The sequence below is a fragment of the Streptomyces sp. NPDC059787 genome (genome assembly GCF_042732315.1).
Taxonomy (GTDB): Bacteria; Actinomycetota; Actinomycetes; order Streptomycetales; family Streptomycetaceae; genus Streptomyces; species Streptomyces atrovirens.
On sequence record NZ_JBHWHX010000078.1, the window covers coordinates 1 to 21,749 of the forward strand.

General features: G+C 71.7%; 19 protein-coding genes. 8 read left to right on the forward strand and 11 right to left on the reverse strand.

All coding sequences use genetic code 11. The annotated features are described in order from the left end of the window. The coding region (locus ACFV5H_RS36425; protein ID WP_385199029.1) for a cbb3-type cytochrome c oxidase subunit I at window positions 1-1,244 on the reverse strand (1,244 nt) is incomplete at its 3' end. After that, the gene (coxB, locus tag ACFV5H_RS36430) at window positions 1,241-2,197 is read right to left on the reverse strand and encodes a cytochrome c oxidase subunit II (protein WP_385057194.1); all 957 of its coding nucleotides are present in this window, start codon (window positions 2,195-2,197) and stop codon (window positions 1,241-1,243) included. The genes coxB and ACFV5H_RS36425, both read right to left, overlap by 4 nt. 262 nt (window positions 2,198-2,459) lie before the next feature. Between coxB and ACFV5H_RS36435 the strand changes: the two genes are divergently transcribed. Then, on the forward strand, window positions 2,460-3,848 hold the full coding sequence (locus tag ACFV5H_RS36435) for a cysteine desulfurase/sulfurtransferase TusA family protein (RefSeq protein ID WP_385057196.1): 1,389 nt from the start codon (window positions 2,460-2,462) through the stop codon (window positions 3,846-3,848). Window positions 3,849-3,961: 113 nt separating this feature from the next. Here the strand turns inward: ACFV5H_RS36435 and ACFV5H_RS36440 are convergent, their stop codons facing one another. Beyond that, window positions 3,962-4,936 (reverse strand): carbohydrate kinase family protein, encoded by a 975-nt coding sequence (locus tag ACFV5H_RS36440; RefSeq protein ID WP_385057197.1) that lies wholly within the window; start codon window positions 4,934-4,936, stop codon window positions 3,962-3,964. A 129-nt stretch (window positions 4,937-5,065) separates the two neighbouring features. Between ACFV5H_RS36440 and ACFV5H_RS36445 the strand changes: the two genes are divergently transcribed. Both ACFV5H_RS36445 and ACFV5H_RS36450 read left to right on the forward strand, forming a co-directional pair. Further along, complete coding sequence (locus ACFV5H_RS36445; protein WP_385057198.1) at window positions 5,066-5,287, forward strand: hypothetical protein; 222 nt, start codon at window positions 5,066-5,068, stop codon at window positions 5,285-5,287. A 162-nt stretch (window positions 5,288-5,449) separates the two neighbouring features. Continuing rightward, complete coding sequence (locus ACFV5H_RS36450; protein ID WP_385199031.1) at window positions 5,450-7,216, forward strand: hypothetical protein; 1,767 nt, start codon at window positions 5,450-5,452, stop codon at window positions 7,214-7,216. 87 nt (window positions 7,217-7,303) lie between these two features. On the opposite strand, the gene erpA is transcribed toward ACFV5H_RS36450, so the two are convergent. Continuing rightward, complete coding sequence (gene erpA / locus ACFV5H_RS36455) at window positions 7,304-7,660, reverse strand: iron-sulfur cluster insertion protein ErpA (protein ID WP_073935599.1); 357 nt, start codon at window positions 7,658-7,660, stop codon at window positions 7,304-7,306. 286 nt (window positions 7,661-7,946) lie between these two features. Between erpA and nadA the strand changes: the two genes are divergently transcribed. Further along, window positions 7,947-9,131, forward strand: a complete 1,185-nt coding sequence (gene nadA / locus ACFV5H_RS36460) for a quinolinate synthase NadA (protein WP_385057202.1) — start codon at window positions 7,947-7,949, stop codon at window positions 9,129-9,131. Window positions 9,132-9,194: 63 nt separating this feature from the next. Here the strand turns inward: nadA and ACFV5H_RS36465 are convergent, their stop codons facing one another. The 5 genes from ACFV5H_RS36465 to ACFV5H_RS36485 all read right to left on the reverse strand — a co-directional run bounded on the left by ACFV5H_RS36465 (window position 9,195) and on the right by ACFV5H_RS36485 (window position 15,928). After that, entirely contained in the window at window positions 9,195-12,311 is a 3,117-nt protein-coding gene (locus ACFV5H_RS36465; RefSeq protein WP_385199032.1) for an efflux RND transporter permease subunit, read from the reverse strand. Between the two features lie 164 nt (window positions 12,312-12,475). Then, the gene (locus ACFV5H_RS36470; protein WP_385057205.1) at window positions 12,476-13,159 is read right to left on the reverse strand and encodes a response regulator; all 684 of its coding nucleotides are present in this window, start codon (window positions 13,157-13,159) and stop codon (window positions 12,476-12,478) included. Window positions 13,160-13,186: 27 nt separating this feature from the next. Continuing rightward, window positions 13,187-14,410: a sensor histidine kinase gene (locus tag ACFV5H_RS36475; RefSeq protein ID WP_385057207.1), complete on the reverse strand. Its 1,224-nt coding sequence runs from the start codon at window positions 14,408-14,410 to the stop codon at window positions 13,187-13,189. 163 nt (window positions 14,411-14,573) lie between these two features. Beyond that, complete coding sequence (locus tag ACFV5H_RS36480; protein WP_385057209.1) at window positions 14,574-14,858, reverse strand: hypothetical protein; 285 nt, start codon at window positions 14,856-14,858, stop codon at window positions 14,574-14,576. 284 nt (window positions 14,859-15,142) lie between these two features. Further along, entirely contained in the window at window positions 15,143-15,928 is a 786-nt protein-coding gene (locus ACFV5H_RS36485) for a PspA/IM30 family protein (protein WP_302181326.1), read from the reverse strand. Between the two features lie 262 nt (window positions 15,929-16,190). On the opposite strand from ACFV5H_RS36485, the gene ACFV5H_RS36490 reads away from it, so the two are divergent. Beyond that, on the forward strand, window positions 16,191-16,835 hold the full coding sequence (locus ACFV5H_RS36490) for a DUF3043 domain-containing protein (protein ID WP_385057211.1): 645 nt from the start codon (window positions 16,191-16,193) through the stop codon (window positions 16,833-16,835). Between the two features lie 83 nt (window positions 16,836-16,918). After that, the gene (locus ACFV5H_RS36495) at window positions 16,919-17,584 is read left to right on the forward strand and encodes a methyltransferase domain-containing protein (protein ID WP_385057213.1); all 666 of its coding nucleotides are present in this window, start codon (window positions 16,919-16,921) and stop codon (window positions 17,582-17,584) included. Window positions 17,585-17,750: 166 nt separating this feature from the next. On the opposite strand, the gene ACFV5H_RS36500 is transcribed toward ACFV5H_RS36495, so the two are convergent. After that, on the reverse strand, window positions 17,751-17,963 hold the full coding sequence (locus ACFV5H_RS36500; RefSeq protein ID WP_385059434.1) for a hypothetical protein: 213 nt from the start codon (window positions 17,961-17,963) through the stop codon (window positions 17,751-17,753). Window positions 17,964-18,047: 84 nt separating this feature from the next. On the opposite strand from ACFV5H_RS36500, the gene ACFV5H_RS36505 reads away from it, so the two are divergent. After that, on the forward strand, window positions 18,048-19,247 hold the full coding sequence (locus ACFV5H_RS36505) for a bifunctional adenosylcobinamide kinase/adenosylcobinamide-phosphate guanylyltransferase (RefSeq protein WP_385059436.1): 1,200 nt from the start codon (window positions 18,048-18,050) through the stop codon (window positions 19,245-19,247). Between the two features lie 28 nt (window positions 19,248-19,275). Here ACFV5H_RS36505 and ACFV5H_RS36510 read toward each other — a convergent pair whose 3' ends face one another. Then, window positions 19,276-20,319 (reverse strand): class I SAM-dependent methyltransferase, encoded by a 1,044-nt coding sequence (locus tag ACFV5H_RS36510; RefSeq protein ID WP_385059438.1) that lies wholly within the window; start codon window positions 20,317-20,319, stop codon window positions 19,276-19,278. Window positions 20,320-20,539: 220 nt separating this feature from the next. On the opposite strand from ACFV5H_RS36510, the gene cobT reads away from it, so the two are divergent. Continuing rightward, a complete protein-coding gene (cobT, locus tag ACFV5H_RS36515; RefSeq protein WP_385199034.1) occupies window positions 20,540-21,616 on the forward strand; it encodes a nicotinate-nucleotide--dimethylbenzimidazole phosphoribosyltransferase in 1,077 nt (358 codons plus the stop codon). Window positions 21,617-21,749 lie beyond the last annotated feature (133 nt).

Below are 21,749 nucleotides of genomic sequence, written 5' to 3' on the forward strand. Positions count from 1 at the left end.
ATCGCGAAGACGACCGTGCCGAACACCACGTAGTGGAAGTGCGCCACCACGAAGTACGAGTCCGACACATGGAAGTCCAGCGGCGGCGAGGCCAGGATGACACCGGTCAGACCACCGAAGGTGAAGGTGATCAGGAAGCCCAGCGTCCACAGCATCGGGGTCTCGAAACTCAAGGACCCCTTCCACATGGTGCCGATCCAGTTGAAGAACTTCACACCGGTGGGCACCGCGATCAGGAACGTCATGAAGGAGAAGAACGGCAGCAGCACACCGCCCGTGACGTACATGTGGTGCGCCCACACGGTCACCGACAGACCCGCGATCGCGATGGTCGCGCCGATCAGACCCATGTAGCCGAACATCGGCTTGCGGGAGAAGACCGGAATGATCTCACTGACGATGCCGAAGAACGGCAGCGCGATGATGTACACCTCGGGATGGCCGAAGAACCAGAACAGGTGCTGCCACAGCAGCGCCCCGCCGTTGGCCGAGTCGAAGATGTGCGCCCCGAACTTGCGGTCCGCCTCCAGCGCGAACAGCGCCGCCGCGAGGACCGGGAAGGCGAGCAGGACCAGCACACCGGTCAGCAGCACGTTCCAGGTGAAGATCGGCATGCGGAACATCGTCATGCCCGGAGCGCGCATGCAGATGATCGTGGTGATGAAGTTGACCGAGCCGAGGATGGTGCCGAAGCCGGAGAAGGCCAGACCCATGATCCACATGTCGGCGCCGATGCCCGGCGAGCGGACCGCGTCCGACAGCGGCGAGTAGGCGAACCAGCCGAAGTCGGCCGCCCCGTCCGGCGTGAGGAAACCGCCCAGCGCGATCAGCGAGCCGAACAGGAACAGCCAGTAGGCGAACATGTTCAGCCGCGGGAAGGCGACGTCCGGCGCGCCGATCTGCAGCGGCATGATCCAGTTCGCGAAACCGGCGAACAGCGGCGTCGCGAACATCAGCAGCATGACCGTGCCGTGCATCGTGAACGCCTGGTTGAACTGCTCGTTCGACACGATCTGCAGACCCGGCCGGGCCAGCTCCGCGCGCATCACCAGGGCCATCACGCCACCGATGATGAAGAACACGAACGACGTCACCAGATACATGGTGCCGATCGTCTTGTGGTCCGTGGTCGTCAGCCACTTCACCACGACGTTGCCGGGACTCTTGCGCCGTACCGGCAGCTCGTTCTCGTACGAGTCCTCAGCTGCGACGGCGGCACCCTGGGGTTCGTTGAGGATGCTCACAGGTTGTTCGTCTCCCGGTTCTTCTCGTGGCTCGTCTGCGCGATGCCGGCGGGAACGTAACCGGTCTGCCCCTTCTTCGCGAGGTCCTTGAGGTGCTGCTCGTAGCGCTCGGGGGAGACGACCTTCACGTTGAACAGCATCCGGGAGTGGTCGACGCCGCACAGCTCGGCGCACTTGCCGAGGAAGGTGCCCTCACGGTTGGGGGTCACCTCGAAGGCGTTGGTGTGGCCCGGGATGACGTCCTGCTTCATCAGGAACGGCACCACCCAGAAGGAGTGGATGACGTCACGCGAGGTCAGCACGAAGCGGACCCGCTTGCCCTCGGGCAGCCACAGGGTGGGGCCCGGGTTGTTGGTCTGCGGGTTCCGCGTACCGGGGGTACCGCAGTCGTAGACACCGCCGGCGTCGGCCGGGAAAGCGTCCTTGTAGCGGTCCGGGATCGCCTCGAGTTCCTTGGCCTTCTTGGCGTCGCCCGTGGAACCGTCGACGTTCTCGACGTAGTTGAAGCACCAGCTCCACTGGAAGCCGACCACGTTGACGGTGACGTCGGGCTTCTCGAGCTTCAGCAGTTCGGATTCGTCGCGCGCGGTGAAGTAGAAGAACACCGAGACGATGATGAGCGGAACCACCGTGTACAGCGCCTCGATGGGCATGTTGTACCGGGTCTGCGGAGGAACCTCCACCTTGGTGCGGCTGCGCCGGTGGAAGAAAGCACTCCACAGGATCAGGCCCCACACCAGCACGCCGACGACGAGCGCGGCGGCCCAGGATCCCTGCCACAGGGAGAGGATCCGCGGAGCCTCTTCCGTGGTGGGGGTGGGCATACCAAGGCGGGGGAAGTCCTCCCATGTGCAACCGGTGGCGGTCGCCAGGACCAGGCCCGCGGTCATTGCCTGCAGCAGCTTCCGCCGCATCGGGCGCCGCGGCGAGCGGTCGGAGCCGTTGGGACTCACGTAGCGCCTTCCCGAGAGTCTCGCCCGCGCGGATTGGCTGCGGCCTGCCTTCTCGCTGGTCGGTCGCCGCCCTGCGTCGGGCAGGGGTTTGGATGTTTATGCGGACCAAACCCTAGCCGACGCTCTCCGGGGGGTCGCGGGGAGGGGTGCCTAGTCACTCCGTGGGTTCGCTGAATTGGCGGCTGCGGGTTCGTCGCGGCTTGTCGCGCAGTTCCCCGCGCCCCTTGGGGCACTCGGGTGACCGGCGCTTTAGCGTTGCTGTATGTCCTACTTCGATGCCGCTTCCGCCGCCCCCCTCCATCCCGTTGCCCGGCAGGCCCTGATGGCCTCTCTCGACGAGGGGTGGGCGGATCCGGTGCGGTTGTACCGGGAGGGGCGGCGGGCTCGGTTGCTGCTGGACGCGGCGCGGGAGGCGGTCGCGGAGGTGGTGGGGTGCCGGGCGGACGAGTTGGTGTTCACGTCGTCCGGCACGCGGGCGGTGCACTCCGGGATCGCGGGGGCGCTGGCCGGGCGGCGGCGCGTCGGAGGTCACCTGATCGTGTCAGCTGTCGAACACTCTTCTGTGCTCCATGCGGCGGAAGTTCACCAGGCCGGCGGAGGATCGGTCAGCGAGGTCGCGGTGGAGCGCACGGGGGCCGTGAGCCCGTCCGGGTACGCGGACGCCCTGCGGCCGGACACCGCGCTGGCCTGTCTGCAGTCGGCCAACCATGAGGTGGGGACCGTGCAGCCGGTGGCCGAGGTCGCCGAGGTGTGCCGGGCGGCGGGGGTGCCGCTGCTGGTGGACGCGGCCCAGTCGCTGGGGTGGGGGCCGGTGGAGGGCGACTGGTCGCTGCTCACGGCGAGCGCCCACAAGTGGGGCGGTCCGTCGGGGGCCGGGCTGCTCGTCGTACGGAAGGGGGTGCGGTTCGCTCCCCAGGGGCCGCGGGACGAGCGGGAGTCGGGGCGGGCGGCCGGGTTCGAGAACCTGCCGGCGATCGTGGCGGCGGCGGCTTCGCTGCGGGCGGTGCGGGCGGAGGCCGCCGAGGAGGCGGTACGGCTGCGGGAACTGACGGAGCGGATCCGGGCGCGGGTGCCGCGGCTGGTGCGGGACGTGGAGGTGGTCGGGGACCCGGAGCGGCGGCTGCCGGGGATCGTCACGTTCTCCTGTCTCTATGTCGACGGGGAGACAGTGCTGCACGAGCTGGACCGGGCCGGTTTCTCCGTGTCGTCCGGGTCGTCCTGCACGAGCAGCACGCTGACGCCGAGCCATGTGCTGCGGGCGATGGGCGTGCTCAGCGAGGGCAACATCCGGGTCTCGCTGCCGTCGGGGACGCGGGAGGAGGACGTCGAGCGCTTCCTGTCCGTCCTGCCGGAGGTGGTGTCGGGGGTGAGGGAGAAGCTCGGCGCGCCGGTGTCCACCGGCCCCGTCCCGACGGAGGAGAAGGACGAGGCCCTGGTGGTGGACGCCCTGGGCCGGCGGTGCCCGATCCCGGTCATCGAACTGGCCAAGGTCATCGGAGACGTCCCCGTGGGCGGCACGATCCGCGTCCTCGCCGACGACGAGGCGGCCCGCCTGGACATCCCGGCCTGGTGCGAGATGCGCGGCCAGGAATACGTAGGTGAAGAACCGGCGGACCAGGCGACGGCCTACACGGTCCGCCGGCTCAGCTGAGCGCTTCCAGGGGCGTGGGGAGCCGCGCATCGTCCAGGGAGGCGAGGCTCAGCCTCTTCGGAGGGGGCGCGGGGAACTGCGCGGCCAGTTCCCACCCACCCGCACCCGGCGACTCAGCCCAGGTGCCCCCGGACCTCCTCCGCCGCCTCGTCCCCGTACGCCTTCATGAAGCGCTCCATGAAGTGCCCCCGCCGCAACTGGTACTCCTGCGTCCCCACCGTCTCGATGACGAGAGTCGCCAGCATGCAACCGACCTGCGCCGCCCGCTCCAGCGGAACCCCCCACGCCAGCCCCGACAGGAACCCCGCCCGGAACGCGTCGCCGACGCCCGTCGGATCGGCCTTGCGCTCCTCGTCCGGGCACCCGACCTCGATCGTCTCCTCGCCGGCCCGCTCGATGCGGACACCCCTCGCACCGAGGGTGGTGACACGGTGGCCCACCTTGCCGAGGATCTCCGCGTCGCTCCAGCCGGTCTTCGTCTCGATGAGCCCCTTCTCGTACTCGTTGGAGAAGAGGTAGGTCGCCCCGTCCAGCAGTATCCGGATCTCCTCGCCGTTCATCCGGGCGATCTGCTGGGAGAAGTCGGCGGCGAACGGGATGCCCCGGGAGCGGCACTCCTCGGTGTGCCGGAGCATGCCCTCCGGGTCGTCCGCACCGATGGAGACCAGGTCGAGGCCGCCCACGCGGTCGGCGACGGTCTTCAGCTCGATCAGCCGGGCCTCGCTCATCGCGCCCGTGTAGAAGGAGCCGATCTGGTTGTGGTCGGCGTCCGTGGTGCACACGAAGCGGGCGGTGTGCAGCGTGTCGGAGATACGGACGGACTCGGTGTCGACGCCGTGCCGGTCCAGCCAGGCCCGGTATTCGTCGAAGTCGAAGCCGGCGGCTCCGACGAGGATCGGGCGGGTGCCGAGCTGGCCCATCCCGAAGGCGATGTTCGCGCCCACGCCGCCCCTGCGCACGTCGAGGTTGTCGACCAGGAAGGACAGCGAGACCGTGTGCAGCTGGTCCGCGACGAACTGGTCGGCGAAGCGCCCGGGGAAGGTCATGAGGTGGTCGGTGGCGATGGAGCCGGTGACTGCGATGCGCACGGCGTGGATTCTCCTGAGGGAGGCGGTTTGACACTTCACGCTACCGGTTGGGGAGTGCCCGCAGAAGCGGCCGAAACTACCCGATAGTAGATCTTTCTTCGTGACCTTCTCCGTGCGTACGGTGCCGATATGACGAACCTCAGGGCCCATACACCCGCCCCCGCCCCCGCTCCGGCAGACCTCGAAGGCGGCCTGGCGTCGCTGCGCGGCGACTGCGCCCGGATGGTCCCCCACTGGACGGTGCCCGACCGGGTGGCCGCCCGGCCGGTCTCCCCGTCCTCGATCCACGGCGTGACCGTGCCGCCCGGCTCGGCGCGGCTGCTGGACGCGATGGCCGAGTACGGCGACTGAGCCCGCTCCGGCCGGTTCGGCGCCCCCGGGGAACCGCGCGCTCCCCCGCTGCGTCCCATCGCTGTCCCCCGTAAAGGGGATGCGGGATACGACCCACGAGCGGTCCCGGTACGACCGGGAAGGGTCTTTCCGGGACAGTCGCGCAGCCGAAGGAGCGATGCGGTGAACACCGAGCGACCCGACAACGACGACGAGGCGCGCACCGCCCCGGGCGGCGCGCCCGACTCCGGGGGCGCTTCGGGCCACGGCGGGGAGACGGACGCCCCGGAGCGGCAGGAGCGGGAGCCCGCCACTCCCGAGCCGGGTACGGCACGGCCGGCCGGCGGTGCACCCGACGCCGGTGCCGGGAAGGCGGACGCCGCCACCACCGGCACCCCCGCCGGGAAGGCCCCGGAGGACGGGCCGAGGTCCGGCGCGGACGAGACCGTCGTCGAGGAGCAGCGGGCCGGCGGCCCGCCCTCCCGGGAGGGACACGCCGACGAGCCGGCGGCGGGACGGCGGCGTCCGTCCCTGCTGATCGCCTCCGTCGCCGCCGCCGTGCTGCTCGTCGGGGGCGGCGGGGCCTACCTCGCCGCCGGTGCCTCCGGCGGTTCCGGGGACTCCGGGGACGGTACGACTCCGGGGGCGAACGGCGACGCCACTCCCCCGCCGCTCGCCCTGGACGGTCACTCCGAGGGCGCCGCGAACGGGATCGCCCCGGGCGAGCCCAACCCCTACGGCGTCGTCTACCGCGCCGACGGCTCACTCCCGGAGGGTCCCGGTTCGGCGCCGGTGTACCGCGTCCGGGGGCAGGTCACCGAGGACCGGGTGGTCACGCTGGCGAAGGCCCTGGGGCTGGAGGGGAAGCCGGTCGCGGAGGGCGGGTCCTGGCGGATCGGCGGCAAGGACGGTTCGGGGCCCACGCTGCGGGTGGACCGGGAGGCTCCCGGCTCCTGGACGTTCAGCCGGAACAACCCGGGCACCGACAACTGCAAGGGCGCGACGTGCTCGGCCCCGTCCACGGGCGGTCCGGTCGTGAGCGAGTCCGTCGCGAAGAAGGCCGCCGCGCCCGTGCTGAAGGCGGTGGGTCAGGACGACGCGAAGCTCGACGCGGGCCGGATCATGGGCGGCAAGCGCATGGTGAACGCCGACCCCGAGGTCGGCGGGCTGCCGACCCACGGCTGGACGACCGGTGTGGTCGTCGGCGCCAAGGGCGAGGTGGTCGGCGGCAACGGCCGGCTCACGGAGCCGGTGAAGGGGGACGCCTACCCCGTGGTGAGCGCCGCCGACGCGCTGAAGCTGCTGAACGCGGCGCCGGACGCCGGCCCGGGCGCGGGAACCGGCGGCTGCGCCGGTCCCGTACCGCCGGCGGACGGGCAGCCGGAGCCGTGCGCCACGGCGACGAAGCCGAAGGGCGACACCGTCACGGTCGGCGACGCGGTGTTCGGGCTGGCCTCGCACTCCGTGGACGGGCGGCCGGCGCTCGTACCGTCCTGGCTGTTCGAGGTACGGCCCCAGGGGGCGGAGGACACCCTCACGGTGACGTATCCGGCGGTCGATCCGGAGTTCCTCGCCCCGCGGACGGAGTCCGGGTCCGGGGAGGCGAGCCCGCGGCCCACGAAGCCCGGCGACGAACCGACCGCGGCACCGTCCACCCGTGATGTCGACGTCGAGGGCTACACCGCCGAGGGCGACGAGCTGACCGTGACCTTCACGGGCGGCGTGTGCGCCGACTACGAGGCGACGGCGAGTGAGAAGGGCGACCGGGTGACGGTGCGGGTGACCGAGACGCCCTGGCCGGACAAGGTGTGCATCCTGATCGCCAAGCAGTACCAGCAGACGGTGCGGCTGGACGCGCCGGTCGGTGACCGCGAGGTCGTGGGCACGGACGGCGAGCCGGTCCCGCTGTGGAAGGACGGTGCCCGGCTGCCGGCGCCGCCCACCCGGTAGCCCCGGGAGGAGGAGAGCCCGAAGGCGGCGGCCCCCTCGGAGGGGACCGCCGCCTTCGTCATGTGCCGCCTGGGGTGGAGACCCGGCTCAGCTGAAGGAGTCGCCGCAGGCGCAGGAGCCGGTGGCGTTGGGGTTGTCGATCGTGAAGCCCTGCTTCTCGATGGTGTCGACGAAGTCGACGGTGGCGCCGCCCAGGTACGGAGCGCTCATGCGGTCGGTGACGACCTTCACACCGTCGAAGTCCTTCACCACGTCGCCGTCGAGCGAGCGCTCGTCGAAGAAGAGCTGGTAGCGCAGGCCGGAGCAGCCGCCGGGCTGGACGGCGACGCGCAGGGCGAGGTCGTCACGGCCTTCCTGGTCGAGCAGGGCCTTGACCTTGGACGCGGCGGCGTCGGTCAGGACGATGCCGTCGGTGACGGTGGTGGTCTCGTCCGATACGGACATCTACATCTCTCCCGGGTTGTACGGAGACTGCTTGCCGACGGTTGCAACCGGCGGGACCGCGGATTCATTCCGGGCCGGGCGCGTGTCTTCCTCGCTTCCCTCTTCATGCTCGCACACGCGGTACGAAGCGGAAACCGGCCCTTGTGGGCCCTTCCGGCGGTGGATCGGCGCCCATAGGGATTCCCGTCACATGGACGCTATGGCCCGTCGTCAAAGTGACGTGAACCGGTTATGATAGATAGCGTCATTTCGACGAGAAGTCGCCAGAACAGAAAGGGTGCGTGTCGTGACCACCGCCCAGACCCAGGAGCTCGACGTACAGCCGACGCCCCTCGCCCTGCTGCTGCTCGGCCGTGAGGCCGACCCGAGGAGCGAGCGCGGTGTGGAGTGCCCCGGCGACCTCCCCTCGCCGTCCGACCCGGACCTGGTGGAGCGCGCCCGCGCCGCCAAGGAGAAGCTCGGGGACAAGGTCTTCGTGCTCGGCCACCACTACCAGCGCGACGAGGTCATCCAGTTCGCCGACGTCACGGGCGACTCCTTCAAGCTGGCCCGCGACGCCGCCGCCCGCCCGCAGGCCGAGTACATCGTGTTCTGCGGTGTGCACTTCATGGCCGAGTCGGCGGACATCCTCACCGGCGACGACCAGAAGGTGGTCCTGCCCGACCTCGCGGCCGGCTGCTCCATGGCCGACATGGCCACCGCCGAGCAGGTCGCCGAGTGCTGGGACGTGCTGACCGAGGCCGGGATATCCGAGCAGGTCGTCCCCGTCTCGTACATGAACTCCTCCGCCGACATCAAGGCCTTCACGGGCAAGCACGGCGGCACCATCTGCACCTCCTCCAACGCCAGGCGGGCCCTGGACTGGGCCTTCGAGCAGGGCGAGAAGGTCCTCTTCCTGCCCGACCAGCACCTGGGCCGCAACACGGCGGTGCGGGACATGGGGATGTCCCTGGAGGACTGCGTCGTCTACAACCCGCACAAGCCGAACGGCGGGCTGACGGCGGACGAGCTGCGCGCCGCGAAGATGATCCTGTGGCGCGGCCACTGCTCGGTGCACGGCCGGTTCAGCCTGGACTCGGTGAACGACGTGCGCGAGCGCATCCCGGGCGTGAACGTCCTGGTCCACCCCGAGTGCAGGCACGAGGTCGTCGCCGCCGCGGACCACGTCGGCTCGACGGAGTACATCATCAAGATGCTGGAGGCGGCCCCGGCCGGCTCCAAGTGGGCCATCGGCACCGAGCTGAACCTGGTCCGCCGCCTGGCCAACCGTTTCGCGTCCGAGGGCAAGGAGATCGTCTTCCTCGACAAGACGGTCTGCTTCTGCTCGACCATGAACCGCATCGACCTCCCCCACCTGGTGTGGACCCTGGAGTCCCTCGCCGAGGGCAACCTGGTCAACCGCATCGAGGTGGACAAGGAGACGGAGGCGTTCGCGAAGCTGGCGCTGGAGCGGATGCTGGCGCTGCCGTAGGACCACATGCGAAGGGGCGCCCCGTGGATCCACGGGGCGCCCCTTCGTCGTACGGACCGGACGTCAGACCTGGACCGGATTCGGCTCCTGGGAAGCCTCCGCCTGCGTCGCCGCGTCCTTCTTCGCCGCCCGCTTCTTCGCGCGCCGCTCCTTGCGGAGCTCCAGCATCGCGTAGAGCGTCGGCACCAGCAGCAGGGTCAGCAGGGTCGACGTGATCAGACCGCCGATCACCACGACCGCCAGCGGCTGGGCGATGAAACCGCCCTCGCCGGTGACGCCCAGGGCCATCGGGAGCAGGGCGAAGATGGTCGCCAGGGCCGTCATCAGGATCGGCCGCAGACGGTGGCGGCCACCCTCCAGCACGGCCTCGACGACGCCGTAGCCCTGCCTGCGGTACTGGTTGATCAGGTCGATCAGCACGATCGCGTTGGTGACCACGATGCCGATCAGCATCAGCATGCCGATCATCGCCGGAACACCCATCGGGGTGCCGGTGACCAGCAGCAGGCCGATGGCGCCGGTCGCCGCGAACGGGATGGAGACCAGCAGGATCAGCGGCTGGGCGAGCGACCGGAAGGTGCCGACCAGCAGCATGAAGACGATCGCGATCGCGGCCAGCATCGCCAGGGCCAGGTTGAGGAACGCCTCGTCCTGGTCCTCGGTCACGCCGCCGATCTCCGCCGTCGCGCCCGCGGGCAGCGTCAGTCCGTCGATCTTCTTCTGCAGGTCCACGCCCACCGCGCCGGTGTTGTCACCGGTCGGCTTCGCGGTGACGGTGGCCGAGCGCTGACCGTCGATCCGGGTCATGGAGACGGGGCCGTCCACCACCTCGACGGTGGCGATGTCGCCCAGCTTCACCGCGCCCAGGCGCAGGTCCTTCAGCTCGTCCACGGTGGTGGCCGGATTCGCCGAACGGATGACGACGTCACGCTCGGTGTCGTCCAGGACCACCTTGGCGGCCGGGGTGCCCTTCACCGCCTGGGCGACGGCCCCACCGAGGGTCTGGTCGGTGAAACCGGCCGCGGCGGCCTTGTCGTTGGCCCTCACCGAGATACGGGGCACGCTCTGCGCCAGGTCGCTGGTGACGTCCGTGACGTCGTCCAGGGAGGCCACCGCCTCGCGGACCTGGTCCGCCGCCTTGCGCAGCGCCTGCGCGTCGGCCGCCTTGACGACGACGCTGAGGTCCTGGCTGCCGAAGCCGTCACCGGCCGCGATGGTGGTGGTGCCGATGCCGTCGAGCTTCTCCAGACCCTTCTCGACGCTGTCCGTCACGTCCTCGGAGGACGCGTCGTCCTCCAGCATCACCTGGTACGTCGCCTGGTTGGTGTCCGTACCGCCGCCGAAGGCCGCCATCCAGCCGGACGAGCCGATGGTCACCTGGTAGTCCTTGACGCCCTCGGTGTCGCCGAGCAGCTTCTCGACCTTCGCCGCCTGCGCGTCGGTCGCGGCCAGGCTGGTGCCGGGCTCCAGCTCCTGCCGGACGGTGAGGACCTGCTGCTCGCCCGCGTCGAAGAAGTTGGTCTTCAGCAGCGGCGCCATGGCGAACGTGGCGATCAGCACGACGACCGCGATGGCCACGCTGGTCAGCCTGCGCCGGGTGGCGAAGCGCAGCACGGGGACGTAGAAGCGCTGGAGGCGGCTCCTGGCCTCCTTCTCCTCGGCGATCCTGCGCGCCTCCTCGGCGTCCTCCGGGGTGCCCTTCGGGGCCCGCAGGAACCAGTACGACAGGACGGGCACGACCGTCAGCGACACCAGCAGGGACGCCAGCAGCGCCGCCGTGACGGTGAGGCTGAAGGAGCCGAACAGCTCGCCCACCATGCCGCCGACCAGGCCGATCGGCAGGAACACGGCGACCGTGGTGAGCGTCGAGGACGTCACCGCGCCGGCCACCTCACGCACCGCGTTCATGATCGCGGACTGGCGCTCCTCGCCGTAGCCGAGGTGCCGCTTGATGTTCTCCAGGACGACGATCGAGTCGTCCACGACCCGGCCGATGGCGATGGTCAGCGCGCCCAGCGTCAGCATGTTCAGCGACAGGTCGCGCGTCCACAGCACGATCAGGGCGAGCACCACGGACAGCGGGATGGAGACCGCCGTGACGAGGGTCGAGCGGACCGACGCCAGGAAGACCAGGATCACCAGGACCGCGAAGAGCAGACCGAGCGCGCCCTCGGTGGTGAGGCCCTCGATGGCCTTGGAGACCGCCGGGCCCTGGTCGCTGACGACGGTGAGGGTGGCCCCGTCACCGAGGTCCTCGCGCAGGTCGGGCAGCTTCTCCTGGACGGCCTCCGAGATGGCGACCGCGCTGCCGTCGTGGTCCATGGTCGCCATCACGGCGAGGCTGGGCTTGCCGTTGGTGCGGGTGAGGGAGTCGGCCTTGGCCTCCTCCTCCTTCACCGTGGCGACGTCCCCGAGGCGGACCGGCTTCCCCTTGCCGGACTCGCCGGTGACCATCAGGCCCTCGATCTGCCCGATCGAGGTGAAGCCGCCGCCGACCTGGACGGTGCGGTTGGCGCCGTCCTCGTCGAAGGAGCCGGCCGGGACGGTCGCGCCGCCGGCCTGGAGGGCCGCCGACAGCGACTGCGAGGTGAGACCGGCCTTCGCCAGCTTCGCGTCGTCGGGGGTGACGGTGACCTGGACGTCGCGCACGCCGTCCACGGTGACCTGGCCGACGCCGTCGATGCCCTCCAGCGCGGGCACCACGGTCCGGTCGAGCTGGTCGGCGAGCGCCTGCTGGTCCTGGCCGGAGGTGACGGCGAGGACGACGGCCGGGATGTCGTCCGTGGAACCGGCGACGACCTGCGGGTCGACGTCGTCCGGGAGACGGGCGCCGGCCCGGTTGACGGCCTGCTGGACGTCGGCGACGAGCTGCTGGGTGCCGTTGCCGTAGTCGAAGGACGCCATGATCACGGCGTTGCCCTCGCTCGCCGTCGAGGTGACGCCGGAGATGCCGTCGACGGCCTCCAGGCTGTCCTCGATGGGTTCGACGACCTGCTTCTCGACCACGTCCGGGGAGGCGCCCTGGTACGGGGCGATCACGGACACCATGGGCAGTTCGATGGTCGGCAGCAGCTGCTGTTTGAGCTGGGGTATCGCGATCGCCCCGAAGACGAGCGCGATGATCGACATCAGTCCGATCAGCGCCCGTTGCGCGAGGCTGAATCTGGACAGCCAGGACATGGTCAGGGTCTCTTTTCCGTGGAGCGGCAGAAGTCCGGCAAGCGGGCGCGCGCACGAGTGGGCGCCCGCTCTACACCTTGGGCCATCGACGGGGGCCGATCCGTAGCCCCGAGGTCCCATCCCTTATGCGGCGCATACTCCCGCCGCAGTACGCCCCGCAGGGCTCACTCCACCCTTGGACGGACCAGCCCCGACTCGTAGGCGGTGACCACCAGCTGGGCCCGGTCGCGGGCACCCAGCTTGGCCATGGCCCGGTTGACGTGGGTCTTCACCGTGAGCGGGCTGACCTCCAGGCGTTCGGCGATCTCGTCGTTGGAGTGGCCGCCGGCGACCTGGACCAGCACCTCGCGCTCGCGCACGGTGAGCGACTCGAGCCGCTCGGCGCGGGCCGGGTCGTGGTCGGCCCCGGACGTGCCCTCCTGGGCGAGGAAGCGGGCGATCAGGCCCTTGGTGGCCACCGGGGACAGCAGGGCCTCTCCCCCGGCGGCGATCCGGATGGCGTTCAGCATCTCGTCGGGCTCGGAGCCCTTGCCGAGGAAGCCGGAGGCGCCGGCCCGCAGCGACTGCACCACGTAGTCGTCGACCTCGAAGGTCGTCAGGATCACCACCCGGACCCCGGCGAGCTCCGGGTCCGCGCTGATCATGCGGGTGGCGGCGAGTCCGTCGGTGCCGGGCATCCGGATGTCCATGAGGACGACGTCCGCGCGCCGCTCCCGGGCCAGCCGGACCGCCTCCGCGCCGTCGGACGCCTCACCCACCACCTCCATGTCCGGCTCGGAGTCGACGAGCACCCGGAAGGCGCTGCGCAGCAGTGCCTGGTCGTCGGCGAGCAGGACACGGATCGTCATACGGGCTCCAGCGGGGGTGATCGGTGGTCACGGGCCGCTGTCCTGAGCGGCGGACGTACGGGTCTTGACGGGCAGGATCGCATGGACGCGGAAACCGCCGCCGTAGCGGGGGCCGGTGGTGAGGGTGCCGCGCACCGCGGTGACGCGTTCGCGCATGCCGAGCAGCCCGTGCCCGCCGCCGGGGGTGTGGTCCCGGTCCTCGCCGGTGCCGTCGTCGAGGACGGTGATCTCGATGTGGGGTCCGACGCGTACGACGCTGACCTCGGCCCGCGCGTCGGTGCCGGCGTGCTTCTGCACGTTGGTCAGAGCCTCCTGGATGATCCGGTACGCGGCCAGGTCGACGGCTGCGGGAAGGTCGGCGCCCTCGTCGCCACGGGCGACCTCGACGCGCAGTCCGGCGCTGCGGAAGGTGCCGACGAGTTCGTCGAGGCGGTCCAGTCCCGGCGCGGGTTCGGTGGGGGCCTCCGGGTCGCCGGACTGGCGCAGCAGGCCGACGGTGGCCCGCAGCTCGCCGAGCGCGGAGCGGCTGGCCTCGCGGACATGGGCGAGGGCCTCCTTGGCCTGGTCGGGCCGCTTGTCCATGACGTGGGCGGCTACCCCGGCCTGGACGTTGACCAGGGCGATGTGGTGGGCGACCACGTCGTGCAGATCGCGGGCGATGCGCAGGCGCTCCTCGGCGACGCGGCGGCGGGCCTCCTCCTCGCGGGTGCGCTCGGCCCGTTCGGCGCGTTCCCGGATGGCCTGGACGAAGGCGCGGCGGCTGCGGACGGCGTCCCCGGCGGTGGCGCCGATGCCGGTCCAGGCGAAGATCGCCAGGTTCTCCTGGGCGTACCAGGGCAGGGGGCCGACCACCATCGCGGCTCCGGTGAGGACGGTCATGGTGAGCAGGCCGATCCGCCAGGTGGTGGGACGGTCGGTGGTGGAGGCGACGGTGTAGAGCGCGATCACGGCGCACATGGCGACGGGGGCGCGGGGGTCGCCGGTGACGGACTCCGCGACGGAGAAGCCGCCGGCGAGGGCGAGGACCGTACGGGGGGCGCGGCGGCGGAAGACCAGGGCCGCGGCGCCGAGGGCCATGAGGACGAGGCTGAGCGGGTCGGGGGTGCGCAGGCCCCATCTGACGCCCTCGGGGCCGTGGGGGTCGACGAAGGAGCCGGCGACCATGCATATGAGGACGCCTGCGGCGAGGGCTGCGTCCAGTGCGAAGGGGTGTGCCTGTGCTCGGCACCGGGCGCGGGTCAGGGTGCTCACGGCTGTTTACGGTAGCCGGGGGTGGGCGCCGGTGCGGGTGGCCACCGGGGTGCTCCGGCCCGGGTGGGGTCGCGCGACCCGGCGCTCACGGGGTACCTCCCAGGCCCTTAAGGCACTGGGGGAGGCACGACTGCCCGCGGTTACGCGGGGCGATTGCCCGCGTTTATGTCGTCCCCGGGATCAGGCCGTCGTCGCTCAGGAGGTCCCGGACCTCCTCGAGCGTCGCGTCGGGGGACGGGAGGATCAGGTCGGAGGGCTCCAGGGAGTCGTCCGGCAGGGGCTCGCCGAGTTCGTGGACCTTGGCCAGCAGCGCCTTCAAGGTCGTGCGGAAGCCCGGCCCGTCGCCGTTCTCCATCTCGGCGAGCAGTTCCTCGTCCAGCTTGTCCAGCTCGGCGAGCCGGCTCTCGGCCAGCGTCACCTGCCCCTCCCCCATGATCCGTACGATCATGTCGCCCTCCTCGGCGTGAGCTACCGAACACCCGCCCAGTGTTCCACCCTTCAGGGTGGAAGTGCAGGGCATCCTGACCCGAGCGCCGCAGCGGCATGGCTACGCTCGCCATGCCGGGCGACGTAATGTGTCCGACCTACCGCCGGACGGGCGGGAAGTCAGGCCTGCGGAGGCCACGTAAGACCGATCCTCACCGGTCGGCAGCGGCCTGTGAAACAGGAACCCGAGGTGGTGCCGCATCGCGGTACGGACCGGAATCTCCTGCCCTCGGGCAGGAGAGGGCATCAATGCTTGTCGAAGCGCGGGGTGTCCTGCGACCGCTGTTCAGCCTGCTGCTGGCCGCTGCCGCCCTCGATGGCCTGCTGCTGGCCGGTACCACCACCGGCCAGCTCGGCCTTCATGCGCTGCAGTTCCAGCTCTACATCCGTACCGCCGGAGAGCCGGTCCAGCTCGGCCTGGATGTCGTCCTTGTGCATGCCGGACTGGTCGTCGAGGGCGCCGGAGGCGAGCAGTTCGTCGATCGCGCCGGCCCGCGCCTGGAGCTGGGCGGTCTTGTCCTCGGCCCGCTGGATCGCCATCCCGACGTCGCCCATCTCCTCGGAGATGCCGGAGAAGGCCTCGCCGATCCGGGTCTGCGCCTGGGCGGCGGTGTACGTGGCCTTGATGGTCTCCTTCTTGGTGCGGAAGGCGTCCACCTTGGCCTGGAGGCGCTGGGCCGCGAGGGTGAGCTTCTCCTCCTCGCCCTGCAGCGTGGCGTGCTGCGTCTCCAGGTCCGTCACCTGCTGCTGGAGCGCGGCGCGGCGGGAGAGGGCCTCACGGGCCAGGTCCTCTCGGCCGAGCGCGAGCGCCTTGCGGCCCTGGTCCTCCAGCTTGCCCGACTGGGACTGCAGCTGGTTGAGCTGGAGCTCCAGGCGCTTGCGCGAGGTGGCCACGTCGGCGACACCGCGGCGGACCTTCTGGAGCAGCTCCAGCTGCTTCTGGTACGAGTAATCGAGGGTCTCGCGCGGGTCCTCGGCCCGGTCAAGGGCCTTGTTCGCCTTCGCGCGGAAGATCATCCCCATACGCTTCATGACACCGCTCATGGGCTTCGCGCGCCCCCTTCTGACCGACTCCAGCTCCAGCACCTGCGACAGAACCCACAGTACGGGCCCCACATCCATTACCGCACTGTTCGGGGACGGATGCGCTCATCCCCAAGGACGACTGACCACCCTCCCGATCCGGCGTAGGGAGTAGGTGGTCCCCGGGGCCGGCCGGCCGGACCACCCGGAGACCCGCACAACGTCCCCCTCTGTCCTTTTGGAGACGTCCGGTGTTGCCGGATCGTTCCCCATGGGGCTGGGGTCCAACCCCGGGCACCCCGTACCCTTGGGTTTTGTGTTCCGTAGCCGCGCCAAGGAAGAGAAGGCATCGGTCGCCGACAAGGCGACGGTGACCGACTCCAAGCAGACCCGTCATCCGGAGGCCCCGAAGGGCCGCCCCACGCCCAAGCGGAGCGTGGCCCAGTCCCAGCGTCGCAGCGTCGCCAATACGACGATGACGCGCAAGGAGGCCGCCAAGCGGCAGCGCGAGGAGCGCCGTACCGCGATGGAGCGTCAGCGCCAGGCGCTGGCCAGCGGCGACGAGCGCTATCTGCCCGCCCGCGACAAGGGGCCGGTGCGCCGGTTCGCGCGTGACTTCGTGGACTCGCGGTTCAACATCGCGGAGTACTTCCTGCCGATGGCCGTGATCATCCTGGTGCTGAGCATGATCCAGGTGCCGCAGCTGCAGAACGTCGCGCTGCTGCTGTGGCTCGTGGTGATCGTGATGATCGTCCTCGACTCGATCGTGACCGGGTTCCGGCTGAAGAAGCAGCTGGCGGAGCGCTTCCCCGAGGACCGTCGGCGCGGCGCGGTGGCCTACGCGCTGATGCGCTCGCTCCAGATGCGCCGGCTGCGGCTGCCCAAGCCCCAGGTCAAGCGCGGGGAGCGGCCCTGAGCGCCACGTCGTTCACGGATGACGCGGTCCCGGGCCCGCCGAGCGGGCTCGGCGGTCTGCGCGATGTCGTCCGGGAGGAGCTGGTGGCCCGCCGGCTGGAGGAGCAGATAGTCGGGCGCTTCCCGGTCGGGCGGCGCCTGCGGGTGCTCGACGTGGGCATGGGCCGGGGGACGCAGGCACTGCGGCTGGCCCGGGCCGGTCACCAGGTGACCGGCGTCGAGCAGGACGCGACGATGATCGCCGCCGCACGGGAGGTGTTCGCCGGGGAGCCGGAAGGCATCCGGGAGCGCATGCGGATCATCGAGGGTCACGCCGGGGACACCGGTGTGCATTTCCTGCCGGGCAGCTTCGACGTCGTGTTGTGTCATGGCGCGCTCATGGACGTCGAGGAGCCGGACGCGCTGCTGGCGGGGATGGCACGGATGCTCGCGCCCGGGGGCCTGCTCTCCCTGCTGGTGCGCAACGGGGACGCGCCGGCGATGCGGGCGGGCCTGTCCGGCGACTGGGCCGGGGCACTGGCGGGCTTCTGCACGACGGCGTACGGGCTGAAGAGGCTGACGTCGACGCTCGCGGGGATCGGGGCACCGCTGCACACCTGGTACGGCGTACGGGTCTTCACGGACACGACGGCGGACGACGCGGTCCCGGACGACCTGGACGCCCTGCTCACCCTCGAGGACCGGGCGGGCCGCACGGACCCGTACCGCGGGGTGGCGGCACTGCTGCACCTGTGCGGGGTCCGGGGCTGATACCTCGGCCCCGGACGGACGGGGGCACCGCGCTTTTTCCCGCCCCCGCCGCCCCTTCCCGTCCCGTCCCCGGGGGCTTCGCCCCCGGACCCCGTTCGCGCAGTTCCCCGCCGCCCCTCATAGGGGCGGCGGGGACGAAGAAACCCTTCCGCTCAACCCCCCGGGCTCACGCCTCTTCCGCGTGGAGGCTCATCGGGCCGTAGATCTCCGTGGTGTCCTCCAGCAGCCGCACCTGATCCGCACCACCCTCCACCAGCGCCTTCCAGTGCTCCCCGATCCAGGACTCGGCGTCCCCCTGCGTGGAGAACTCCTCCGGCGGCACCGCGGGTTCGACCTGCGTCCCGTCGGCCTTCTCGAACCGCCACGTCCATGCCGCCATGTACGCCTCCCAAGAGTGTGATCACACCGGCCCCAAAGCCTAGCCGGACGGGCAGTCACCGTGGGGGCAGGTGAGAATCGGGGCGTGGAACTGACTCTGCTCGGCACCGGTGCCCCGGCGGGACTGCCCCGTCCCGACTGTCCCTGCGCCGCGTGCGCGTCCGCGCTCGGCGTGGACGCGCGGGCGGCCACCTCGCTGCTCGTGGACGGGGCACTGCTGCTCGACCTCACGCCGGGCACCGCGTTCGCGGCCGCCCGCGCGGGCCGTTCGCTGGGCGGCGTACGCCAGGTGCTGCTGTCGCACCCGCACGACGGCCCCGCTCTCGAGGTGCCGGCCGGGCTGCCGCAGCCGGGACGGGTGCCGGACGGGCGGGAGTTGGCGCTGCTGACGGGGCATCGGGTGCGGGCGGTGGCGCTGGACGCGCCCGGCACCGGGTACGCGGTGACCGGCCCGGACGGGCAGCGGCTGCTGTACCTGCCGCCGGGCGGGGCGCCGGCCGGTCTCGAGGCACCGGCCGAGCCGTACGCCATGGTGCTGCTGGACGTCGTGGGACGGCCGGACGCGCTGGCGAGGCTGCGGGAGGCGGGGGCGGTGGGCCCGGCCACGGATGTCGTCGCCGTCCACCTGGACCACGACGTGCCGCCGGGCGCGGAGTCGCGGCGCCGGCTCGCGGCAGCCGGGGCGCGCGCCGTACCGGACGGGACCACGCTGGAGGTGGGCGCCTACGAGGACGTGCCCGACGTACCGCGGCGGACGCTGGTGCTGGGCGGGGCGCGCTCGGGCAAGTCGGTGGAGGCCGAGCGGCGGCTGGAGTCGTTCCCGGAGGTGCTGTACGTGGCGACCGGCGGGTCGCGCAACGGCGACACGGAGTGGGCGGCGCGGGTGTCGGCGCATCAGGAGCGGCGGCCGGGGTCGTGGCGGACCGTCGAGACGTGCGACCTGGTGCCGCTGCTGAAGGACGACGGGCCGCCGCTGCTGATCGACTGTCTGTCGCTGTGGCTGACGGACGCGATGGACGCCGTGGGGGCGTGGGACGACGCGGAGTGGGCGGACGGCGGGGAGCGGGCGCTGCGGGACCGGATGCGGGAGCTGACGGACGCGGTGCGCGGGACACGGCGGACGGTGGTCGCCGTGTCCAACGAGGTCGGCTCGGGCATCGTGCCCGCTACCGCGTCCGGCCGCCGGTACCGGGACGAACTCGGGCGGCTGAACGCGGCGTTCGCGCGGGAGTGCGAGCAGGTGCTGCTGGTGGTGGCGGGGCAGGCGGTCGTCCTGCGGGGATGAGCCCTCGGGCGCGGCGCTACGGCTACGGCTACGGCTTCCGCGCGATGATCCGGTAGGCGTTGGCGAACGGGGTGTGCCGCACCACGGGCGCGAGGGCCAGGTCCGTCACCGCCGCCGCGACCACCAGCGGGGTGCCCGCGCGGAGCAGCACCGCGCGCAGGTGCTGCTGGAACGGGGTCGGCGGGACGGCACGCCAGGGGGTGTCCGGGGCGGGCAGCGCGTGGGAGAGGGCCAGGGCGGTCAGGCCGGCCAGGTCGTGCGGTACGTGCGCGGCGCGGTGCCCGGCGGTGACGATGGCGCAGCCGCGTTCCTCGAGCTCCGCGCGGAGGTTGCGCTGGGGCAGCAGGTGCGGTCGGCGGGGCTGGTCATAGGGCAGCCACCAGCGGCCGAACAGGGCGGCGAAGGCGCAGCGCGGGTCCAGGGTCTCGATGAGCAGGTGGCCGCCGGGGCGCAGGGCGTCGAGGGCCGCGTGGAGCTCCGCGCGGGGGTCGGTGGTGTGTTCCAGGTGGTGCAGCAGGCTGACGACGTCGTAGCGGCCGGCCAGCCGGGCCAGGACCCGCGGGTCGGTCAGCGGCCCGATGTGGGCCTCCTCGACGCGGCCGAGCGTACGGGCCCTCTCGACGCGCGCGGTGAGGTCGGTGCCGTCGAAGGCGGTGTACGGGAAGAACTCCCGCGCGGTCAGCGGGAAGCGGGCGAGTCCGGTGCCGACGTCCAGCCAGCTCTCCGGTTCGCCGAAGGGGAGCATCGCGCGGGCCGCGCCCCGGTGGCGGTGCCGGACGGCGTGCAGGGCGAGGACGCGTTCGGTGGCGGGGTCGCGGGGGGCGCCGCGCACGGTCCGCCGGTAGAAGGCGAGGCCCTCGGCGGTGAGGCGGGGGTTCTGGAAGGTGTGGCCGCAGTCCCGGCACTCGTCGACGGTGAACAGGCCCGGCCGGTGCCGGCGCAGATCGCCCGTTCTCAGCCGGTTGCGCAGCCGCGCGGAGCCGCACCAGGGGCAGTCCCCGCGGCGCGGCTCGTGCACCCGGGCGGAGCCGTGGGAGGCGGGGATCGCGCGGGCTGGGTCGGTTGCGGACATGGGCGGCTCCCGGCGTGAGGGCGTACGGCACCCGGACGGGGCGACGTACGGGACGGGTGGGACGGACGGAATGATGTCCGGCAATCCACGGCAAAACGTTACGGACGGGAGGGCGTCACGGGGTGGAACGGCGCCGGGGTGGCGTGGTGGGGGTGAGGGCCCGTACGCGAGGCCGACCGGTGCGCCGTCGTGTTCGACGGAGGCCGGTACTGTTCGGCGAATGAGCTCGCTTAATCTCGACGACTTCACCGATCTGATCGAGCGTCCGGACGGCGGGGTGCGCCGTGACGCGGAGGCGCGCCGGGAGCGCCAGATCGTGCCGCCCGGATCGCTGGGCCGCCTGGACGACCTGGGTGAGTGGCTGGCGGCGGCGCAGTCCGCGGTGCCGGTGCGGCCGATCGAACGGCCGCGGGTCGTGCTGTTCGCCGGCGATCACGGGATCGCCGGGCTGGGTGTCTCCGCGCGGGCCGCGGGCAGCGCCGCGGAACTGGTGCGGGAGGTGCTGGAGGGCGGCCGTCCGGTGTCCGTGCTCGCCCGGCGGCAGGGCGTGCCGGTGCGGGTGGTCGACATGTCCCTGGACTGCGACCCGGAATCACTGCCCGAGGACGTCGTACGCCACCGGGTGCGGCGGGGCAGCGGGCGCATCGACATCGAGGACGCGCTGACCCCGGAGGAGACGGAGGCGGCCTTCCGCGCGGGGATGGCCGTGGCCGACGAGGAGGCCGACTCCGGTACGGATCTGGTGGTGCTCGGCGATGTGAGCGTGGGCGGGACCACGGTGGCGGGCGTGCTGGTGGCCGCGCTGTGCGGGACGGACGCGTCGGTGGTGACCGGGCGCGGCGGACTGGCGATCGACGACCTGGCGTGGATGCGCAAGTGCGCGGCGATCCGGGACGCGTTGCGGCGGGCGCGGCCCGTGCTCGGAGACCAGTTGCAGCTCCTTGCGACGGTCGGCGGGGCCGACCTGACCGCGATGACGGGGTTCCTGCTGCAGGCGGCGGTGCGGAAGCTGCCGGTCGTGCTGGACGGCGTGGTGACGGCGGCGTGTGCGCTGGTGGCGCAGCGGGTGGCGTTCCGGGCACCGGACTGGTGGCTCGCGGCGCACGACAGCGGCGAGCCGGGACAGGCGAAGGCGCTGGACCGGATGGCGCTGGACCCTGTGCTGTCGCACGGTGTCACGGTCGGGGAGGGCGCGGGCGGCCTGCTGGCGCTCCCCCTGGTCCAGGCGGCGGCGGCCCTGGCGGCGGAACTGCCGGAGGTTTCGGCGAAGCCGGAGGCGGCGGCTCCGTCGGAGTGACAGGGCGGGTGCCCACACTTTTTCCTCGCCCCCGCCGCCCCTACCCGTCCCGTCCTCAAGGGGCGCTGCCCCTTTGACCCCGATGTGCGGGTGGGTGGGGGTTGCTCGCGCAGTTCCCCGCGCCCCTATAAGG